Source organism: Martelella sp. (assembly GCF_984369615.1).
The window spans coordinates 1-7,792 of the sequence record NZ_CFHTCS010000212.1 but is presented as its reverse complement, the minus strand read 5'-3'; the positions used below and the strand labels follow the sequence as shown (position 1 = coordinate 7,792).

Below are 7,792 nucleotides of genomic sequence, written 5' to 3'. Positions count from 1 at the left end.
CCGCCGAGTTCGACGGCGACGACGACATGGTGAAGCTGGAGCTGGACCCGTGGGAATAAGGCGCGAAAGCGCCTCATCCCCGACGGCCCGAGCGCGGCAGCCCGCGCTTCGGGCCTTCAGCGCCTCGCGATGGTTCCCATCGCCGGCAGCGGAACCGGGAACGAGCCCGGTCAGAGAGGAAGAGTGCGGGCCGTTCGGCCGTGACGGGTTGAGGGTCGGAGAGAGAGGCTCACCGGCGCCCGTCATGGAGTGATCCCGATGACCTTTGCCCGTTCCGAAACCTTCCGTTCCATCGGCCAGATTCTGGCTGCCGATGTTCTGCCCGCGCTTTATCGGTCGCAAAAGCTGCCGCTGCGTATCTCATGCCTTGGCGTGGCCAGTTATGACGCCAGTGACGCGGCGAACGGTTTTGACCGCGTGATCCCGCTTGGCGAATGCCCGTCACCGGAAGAGGCCATCCAGGCCGCAGCCTTGCGCCTGTCGCGCGGTGATATTCGCACGGGGCCGGACAGCTTTCCGTATTTTCAGCCGCGCATCATGCTCATTCAGGACCAAGATCAACGCCTGGTCCTCGCTGGCGAAATCCGCGCCGGCATTATCCTCTGGCAACAGCCTGTCGCCTCCGATGCCGAGGCACGCAGGATTGTGACCGAGGCCAGCCGCCTGCGCGGTATGGCGTTTCGGACATCAGATCCCGAAGCGGCGAGACGGCTGCGTTACCGCGCCGCTGCGCTGGAAGCCCGGTTGGTCGATTCCTTTTGGCGCGAGACCTCGGCCGATCTGCTCCGCCTGCCGCAGGCCGCCTGAGCTTCACCCATTTCATCCCATTCGGCTCGGCCACACGCCGGGCCATGTCATGCCAGGAGACTATCATGGCCGATTATTTCACGCACTTTTCTTGCCTGCTCGATGTAGGCACCCCCGAAAACGCTGCCCGCGCGCTGGATCTCTACAAAGCTCTGGCGGATGACAATGCCGTTGAGGATCCGCCCTCCGATGGCTTCCTGCTCTCCATCCAGCCAGAGCATGGCGGTACGCAACTCTGGATGCGCGATGACGTCACCGGCGATCCTGAGCATGTCATCCAATTCGTCAAACGCTGCGCTGCCGAATTTGGCCTGAGTGGATTGTGGGGTTTCCAGTACGCAAATAGCTGCTCGAAACCGCGCATCGACGGATTTGGTGGTGGGGCGCATGTCCTTGATCTCGCCACCGGCAAGACGGTGGACTGGATCTCTACCGATGGCTGGCTTTCCACCGTGCTGGAGGGAGGCGATCCCCATGCCTGAGATCATCGAAACCACCGTCTATCGCCTCGACGAATTGTCCGAAGCGGCGAAGGACAAGGCCCGTGCCTGGTATCGCGAAGGCGGCTTCGACTATGACTGGTACGATGCCGTCTATGAGGATTTTCAGCGCATCGCCGAGATCCTCGGTTTGAATCTCAAAACCCGCACCGTCCGGTTGATGGGCGGGGGTTCACGGCAAGCCCCCTGTATTTGCTTCCAGTGCTTCTGGTCGCAAGGTGATGGCGCCTGTTTCGAGACCTTCTATTCCTACCGGAAAAATGCGCCGCGCCGGATCAGGGAATACGCCCCGCAGGACACCGAACTGCACCGCCTCGCCGATACCCTTCAGGCGATCCAGCGCCGAAACTTCTATCAGCTTCGCGCCGATGCCAGCCATCGCGGGCATTATTATCACGAATACTGCATGTCGATCGCGGTCGAGCGCGACAGCCCGACCTGGCAGGACATGACCGCTGATGCCGAGGAGGCGGTCATCGAGGCGCTGCGCGATCTGGCCATCTCATGGTCATTCTGCCCATATCGGCGAGTTTGTGACTGTTCATTACCCCTACCACCCGCTTTTCGGGCGGCGGGTGCGATGCGAAGGCATTGATAGATCCCGAAACGGTGCGGTGGCGCGGATTGAAGCCGCGCCGGGTCATGTCGTTATCGTAGCGACCTGGATGCTCGACCCGGTCGCTTGTGTGGGTATGGCGCTTGGCGAGCCGCGGGTTTCGCTTGGTTCCCTTGTTGAACTCGCCGAATTTCTGGCTGCGCATCGCACAAGGGTAAGCTCCTCGACTGTAGGCATAGTCCAGGAGATTCCCCCCGATGAAACGATCGACACCCATTCCGCCCGAAAGATCGCGCCAAGTCGCTATGGCGTTCGATTCCCACAAGATGCTGGGCATGAGCCCGAGGCAGCGCGAAGCAGTGCTGATGGCGCTGGCGACCCTGCTGATGGAGGCGACCGAAGCCGCCAGAAAGGAGGAGCCGCATGAACGCGCTTAGCCCTCTTCCGCCGGCGATCTTGAAGCGCAAGGCCGTCGTTTATGTGCGGCAGTCGACACAAAGTCAGGTCCTGCACAATCTTGAAAGCCAGCGAAGCCAGTACGATCTCGTGAACACGGCTCGACGGCATGGTTTCCAGCAGGTCGAGGTCATCGACGATGATCTTGGGCGCTCTGCCAGTGGCGCTGTCGCCCGCCCGGGATTCGAGCGTCTTGTCGCCTGGCTCTGCGCCGGGGATGTAGGCGCAGTGCTTTGCCTCGACGCTTCTCGCCTCGCCCGAAACGGGCGTGACTGGCACCACTTGCTGGAGCTTTGCGGTCTGGCCGACGCCCGGGTCATCGACCAGGACGGCGTATACAATCCCTGCGCACCCAATGATCGTCTGTTGCTCGGCATGAAGGGAACAATCAGCGAGTTCGAACTCGGCATTCTACGGGCGCGAATGCTCGAGGCCGCCCGGTCAAAGGCTAAGCGGGGCGAACTGCGCATCAACGTGCCCATCGGCTATATTTGGCATCGCGATGCGGGCCTTGGCTTCGATCCCGATCTGCGTGTGCAGGAGGCCATCCGCCTGATCTTCAGCCGCTTCCGGGAACTGAAAAGCGGCCGCCAAGTCCTGTTGTCGCTGACGCAGGACAAGCTCTCATTCCCACGCCCCTCCGAGGGGCGTTACATGACGTCATTCGACTGGACGCCAATCCGGTATCGCAACGTCATCTCTGTGCTCAAGAATCCCTTTTATGCTGGGATTTATGCCTATGGGAAAAGCGGGCCCCGCGCCGAGATCGTGGATGGGCGGGCCCATAAATCCTACGGCCATGGCAAGCCTATGGAAGAATGGGATATCTTCCTGAAGGACCACCATGAAGGTTACATCGGCTGGGAAGAATATGAGCGCAATCTGGCCCATCTGGCGACCAATGCGCACGGTCGGAAAGGCGGTGTCAAGTCTGGGCGCGGCGGTCGCGCGCTGCTCTCTGGATTGATGTCGTGCGCGCGATGCGGCTGCCGTATCACGGTCACGTATCCCGGCCAGGCCTTGAGCCCGGTCTACCGCTGCGACTACATGAACACGATGCTTGGTCACGACCGGTGTGTTCATTTTGGCGGGTCACGGATCGACGCCGCGATCGCCGCAGAGATTCTTCGCGTGGTGCAGCCCGTTGCGATAGAAGCAGCGAGGGAGGCGGAACGAATGCTGACAATGGCCAGCGAAGAACGACGACGCGCTGCGGAGCTCGACTTGCAGAAGGCGCAGTATGAGGCTGGACTGGCAGAGCGCCGCTATGCGGCCTGCGATCCCGAGAACCGACTTATTGCGGCCACGCTTGAACGGAACTGGGAGGCGACCCTGCAGCGTCTCGAGGCGTGCAAAATGCGCGTTGACGTCGGTGAGGCCCCCATCGTCGCAGTGGAACCACCTGACCTTGAAGGCTTGGCCGAAGAGGTGGCCACGGCCTGGAACGCAGCTGGCGTCAGCGCGCGGACCCGCCAACGCCTGGTGCGCACGCTGATCAAGGACATTGTCGCGGACGTCGATGAGCAAAGTCGCGAAGTGATCTTGACCATCCACTGGCAAGGTGGCCAACACTCCCAGCTGCGCGTCAAGAAGCCCAAACCCGGCCAGCATGGCCGCGTCACTTCCGAAGATGCCTTGACCTTGATCCGATCCATGGCCGGACGTTGGAGCGATAGTGACATTGCTGCGACGCTCAACAGAATGAGCCTGCGCACGGGGTGCGATCACACCTGGACCGCGAAACGAGTCTCCTCCACCCGGAAGATCAATGGCATTCGAGCTTACGCGTCGGCCGACAAGCAGGGCGGGTGGCTTACGATGGCCGAAGCGGCTGAGAAAGTGGGGGTGACACATCACGTCATCCGCCGGCTAATCAAAGAGAAAATCCTGCCGGCTGAACAGGTTATGCGGCACGCACCACATCAGATAAGAATCGTCGACCTCGAAAGTGATGCGGTTGCCGAAGCCCTGAGGCACCGAAATGCCCCGTGTCGCGATCCCCGGCAAACTACACTTCCAATGATTACAAACACTTAGAATGAGGTGCATAATGAATCGTTGTCGGCCCGCTGGCTCTACCGCCAGCTTGAGCGCGAGTATGATTATCTGTCCTCGGACGAGGCTGTCGATGCAACCATTGCCGCCAATGAATACACCTTCACCGCAACTGGTCGCCGCTTTGGATGATCCCGAGAATACGCTGACAAGCGCCCCACCGTCCGGTCGGGGCGCTTTTTTTATGCTGCGCTTTGAGAGTCAGAGGCGGGCCGGAAGGGGTTAAGTCCGGGCGGTCGAGAGAGAGCGCTGTTCGGGCCTGTCCTTTCCGCTCTCCTGAGGTTCCAGGCATGAACATGGTGTTCCCCGTGACCGACCCGGTCACACCAATGGCGGCTGCGCCCGCCATTCTGGCTGCGGCCAATCTTTTACTCCCCCATCTGGAACGCGGTCAGCGCGTCGATGCTGCCATCCTGCGCGGTGTGATGGAAACGGCCTTCGGCGCATCTGACGCTACCGGCGTCTGGGACTGGAAGCTCGCTTATGAGGCGTGCGAAGTCGCTGCCGTTCTCTTCCTGCGCAAATACGGAAAGGCGCTTTTCCGTAAAGCCGCGTCTCCGGCTTCACGGATTTCTGTGCTGGCAAAGGTCGCGGGGCTGCTGCCCACGCAGACCCGACGTTCCGAGGAAAGCCAGAACTTCCAGCAATTTTCGACGCCGATCCCGCTCGGCCTTGCCGCTCTGACAGCCGCCGCGATCACACCCGATGATCGCGTGCTGGAACCATCGGCGGGCACCGGCCTTCTGGCGATCCTGGCGCAGACGATCGGCGGCTCGCTGATCCTCAATGAACTTGCCGAGACCCGCGCCGATCTGCTTGCCCAGCTCTTTCCGGCTTTTGCCGTCACCCAGTTCGACGCCGCCCAGATCGACGACCATTTGCCCCCAGATGCCGTCCCGTCCGCGGTGCTGATGAACCCGCCCTTCTCGGTTATGGCCAATGTCAGCGGGCGTGTCGCCGATGCGGCCTACCGCCATGTTGTCTCGGCGCTGGCCCGTCTTGCACCGGGCGGTCGGCTGGTGACGATCACCGGCGCAGGCTTTGGTCCCGAGGCCCCGGCATGGCGGGACGCTTTCATCCGCTTGCAGGCGCGTGGCCGTGTGGTGTTCAGCGCCGCCATTGATGGTGCGGTCTATGCCAAGCACGGCACCACGATCGACACGCGGCTGACCGTGATCGACAAACTGCCCGCCGACGATCCCGCCAGTTTGCCGGCTTCGCCGGGGATCGCGCCTGATGTTGCCACGCTGATCGGATGGATCGAGGAACAGGTTCCGCCGCGCCTGCCAGTGTCATTGCCGAAGATCGTGGTTTCCGCTTGGGCCACCGCGCCGAAGACCGTGCGGGGCTATCTCGCTCGCTCGGCGGCTACGCGATCTGTCGCTGCTTCGCCCAATGATCCTGATGGCGTCGAACTCGCCTATGAGGCCGTGGACTGGACGCCACCGGAAGGCGCTCGCCTGTCCGACGCGATCTATGAGGAATATGCGCTGCAATCGCTGCGTATCGCTGGTGCACAGCCGCATCCGACCAAGCTGGTGCAATCCGCCGCCATGGCCTCGGTCGCACCGCCCAAGCCTTCCTACCGGCCCATGCTGCCGCCCGACATCTGCGCGCGTCTGTCGGACGCCCAGCTTGAAACGGTGATCTATGCCGGTGAAGCCCACGCCGATCATCTCGCCGGCGCCTGGACCGTGGACGAGCATTTCGACAATGTGAGCGCCGCGCCCGAGGATGCTGCCGGATCGATCCGCTTTCGCCGGGGCTTCATGCTCGGTGATGGAACCGGCGCTGGCAAGGGTCGCCAGTCCGCCGCCATCATTCTCGACAACTGGCTTCGCGGTCGGCGCAAAGCGATCTGGATCTCCAAATCCGACAAGCTGATCGAGGACGCGCAACGCGACTGGTCGGCGCTCGGCATGGAACGGCTGCTGGTCACGCCTCTGTCACGCTTCCCTCAAGGCAAGCCGATCACGCTGTCGGAAGGCATCCTTTTTACCACCTATGCCACGCTACGCTCCGACGACCGCGGCGAGAAGGTTTCCCGCGTCAAGCAGATCGTCGAATGGTTAGGGTCCGATTTCGATGGAGCCATTATCTTCGACGAGAGCCATTCCATGCAGAATGCCGGTGGCGGAAAAGGTGAACGCGGTGATGTCGCCGCCTCGCAGCAGGGACGTGCGGGCCTGCGGCTTCAGCACGCGCTGCCCGACGCCCGCGTCGTCTATGTCTCGGCGACTGGCGCCACCACCGTCCACAATCTCGCCTATGCTCAGCGCCTCGGCCTCTGGGGTAGTGAGGATTTTCCGTTCCAGACGCGTGCCGAGTTCGTCGAGGCGATCGAATCCGGTGGCGTTGCGGCCATGGAGGTCCTGGCCCGCGACCTGCGATCTCTCGGCCTCTATACCGCCCGCTCACTCTCCTATGATGGCGTCGAATATGAACTGATCGAGCATCAGCTCACGGACGAACAGCGGCACATCTACGACTCATATGCTGCCGCCTTCGCTGTCATTCATGGGAACCTGGACGCGGCGATGGAAGCCGCCAACATCACCGGCAGCGAGGGGACGCTGAACCGGCAGGCCAAATCCGCCGCCCGTTCGGCCTTTGAAAGCACCAAGCAGCGCTTCTTTGGCCATCTGCTGACCTCCATGAAAACCCCGACCCTGATCCGGTCTATCGAGGCCGATCTGGAGGCGGGCCATGCCGCCGTCATCCAGATCGTCTCGACCGGCGAAGCCCTGATGGAACGGCGGCTATCCGAGATCCCCACCGAGGAATGGAACGATATTTCCGTCGATGTCACGCCGAGGGAGTATGTCGGCTCGTATTTGCAGCATTCCTTCCCGGTCCAGCTCTACGAGCCGTTCACCGACGGTGAGGGGAACCTCTCGTCACGACCCGTCTTCCGCGATGGTCAGCCGGTGGAATGCCGCGAAGCCGTGGCGCGGCGCAACGAGATGCTGGAGCAGCTGGGGTCGCTTCCGCCTGTCCCCGGTGCGCTCGACCAGATCGTGCAGCGTTTCGGTACGGATATGGTGGCCGAGGTCACAGGCCGTTCGCGCCGGATCGTGCGCAAGGGTGACGGGGCATCGGCACGTCTTGCGGTCGAGAACCGTGCGCCTTCTGCCAACCTTGCCGAGACGTCAGCCTTCATGGATGACCAGAAGCGCATCCTCGTCTTCTCTGATGCTGGTGGCACGGGGCGCAGCTATCACGCCGAACTCTCGGCGAAAAACCAGCGGCTGCGCGTGCATTACCTGCTGGAACCGGGCTGGAAGGCCGATGCCGCCATTCAGGGGCTCGGGCGCACCAACCGCACCAATCAGGCGCAACCACCGCTCTTCCGGCCCATCGCCACGGATGTGAAGGCCGAGAAGCGGTTCCTCAGCACGATCGCCCGCCGCCTCGACAC

Annotated in this window: 5 protein-coding genes and 2 pseudogenes; all 7 read left to right on the top strand. The window is 62.3% G+C overall.

Features of this window, described 5'->3' with window-relative positions; genetic code table 11:
* Positions 1-258: 258 nt before the first annotated feature.
* Positions 259-807: a hypothetical protein gene (locus tag AC5DC2_RS15800; protein WP_024707717.1), complete on the top strand. Its 549-nt coding sequence runs from the start codon at positions 259-261 to the stop codon at positions 805-807.
* A gap of 65 nt (positions 808-872) precedes the next feature.
* Positions 873-1,289 carry a hypothetical protein gene (locus AC5DC2_RS15795; RefSeq protein WP_081725750.1) on the top strand — a complete coding sequence of 139 codons (417 nt, stop codon included), beginning with the start codon at positions 873-875 and terminating at the stop codon, positions 1,287-1,289.
* Complete coding sequence (locus AC5DC2_RS15790) at positions 1,282-1,902, top strand: DUF8835 domain-containing pootine (protein ID WP_024707715.1); 621 nt, start codon at positions 1,282-1,284, stop codon at positions 1,900-1,902. Before AC5DC2_RS15795 ends, AC5DC2_RS15790 begins: the two co-directional genes overlap by 8 nt.
* Positions 1,841-2,005, top strand: a pseudogene (locus AC5DC2_RS15785) (hypothetical protein); the annotation flags it as partial. The gene AC5DC2_RS15790 and the pseudogene AC5DC2_RS15785, both read left to right, overlap by 62 nt.
* 281 nt (positions 2,006-2,286) lie before the next feature.
* On the top strand, positions 2,287-4,356 hold the full coding sequence (locus AC5DC2_RS15780) for a recombinase family protein (protein WP_024707713.1): 2,070 nt from the start codon (positions 2,287-2,289) through the stop codon (positions 4,354-4,356).
* Between the two features lie 27 nt (positions 4,357-4,383).
* Positions 4,384-4,506: pseudogene (locus AC5DC2_RS15775) on the top strand (antitoxin of toxin-antitoxin stability system); the annotation flags it as partial.
* Between the two features lie 158 nt (positions 4,507-4,664).
* Positions 4,665-7,792, top strand: a 3,128-nt coding sequence (locus tag AC5DC2_RS15770; RefSeq protein WP_491699158.1) for a strawberry notch-like NTP hydrolase domain-containing protein, incomplete at its 3' end; no start/stop codon positions are given.

Bases quoted from the DNA above. Each gene is read 5' to 3' on its own strand.
- AC5DC2_RS15800 (WP_024707717.1), top strand. From the start codon at position 259: ATGACCTTTGCCCGTTCCGAAACCTTCCGTTCCATCGGCCAGATTCTG.
- AC5DC2_RS15795 (WP_081725750.1), top strand. From the start codon at position 873: ATGGCCGATTATTTCACGCACTTTTCTTGCCTGCTCGATGTAGGCACC.
- AC5DC2_RS15790 (WP_024707715.1), top strand. From the start codon at position 1,282: ATGCCTGAGATCATCGAAACCACCGTCTATCGCCTCGACGAATTGTCC.
- AC5DC2_RS15780 (WP_024707713.1), top strand. From the start codon at position 2,287: ATGAACGCGCTTAGCCCTCTTCCGCCGGCGATCTTGAAGCGCAAGGCC.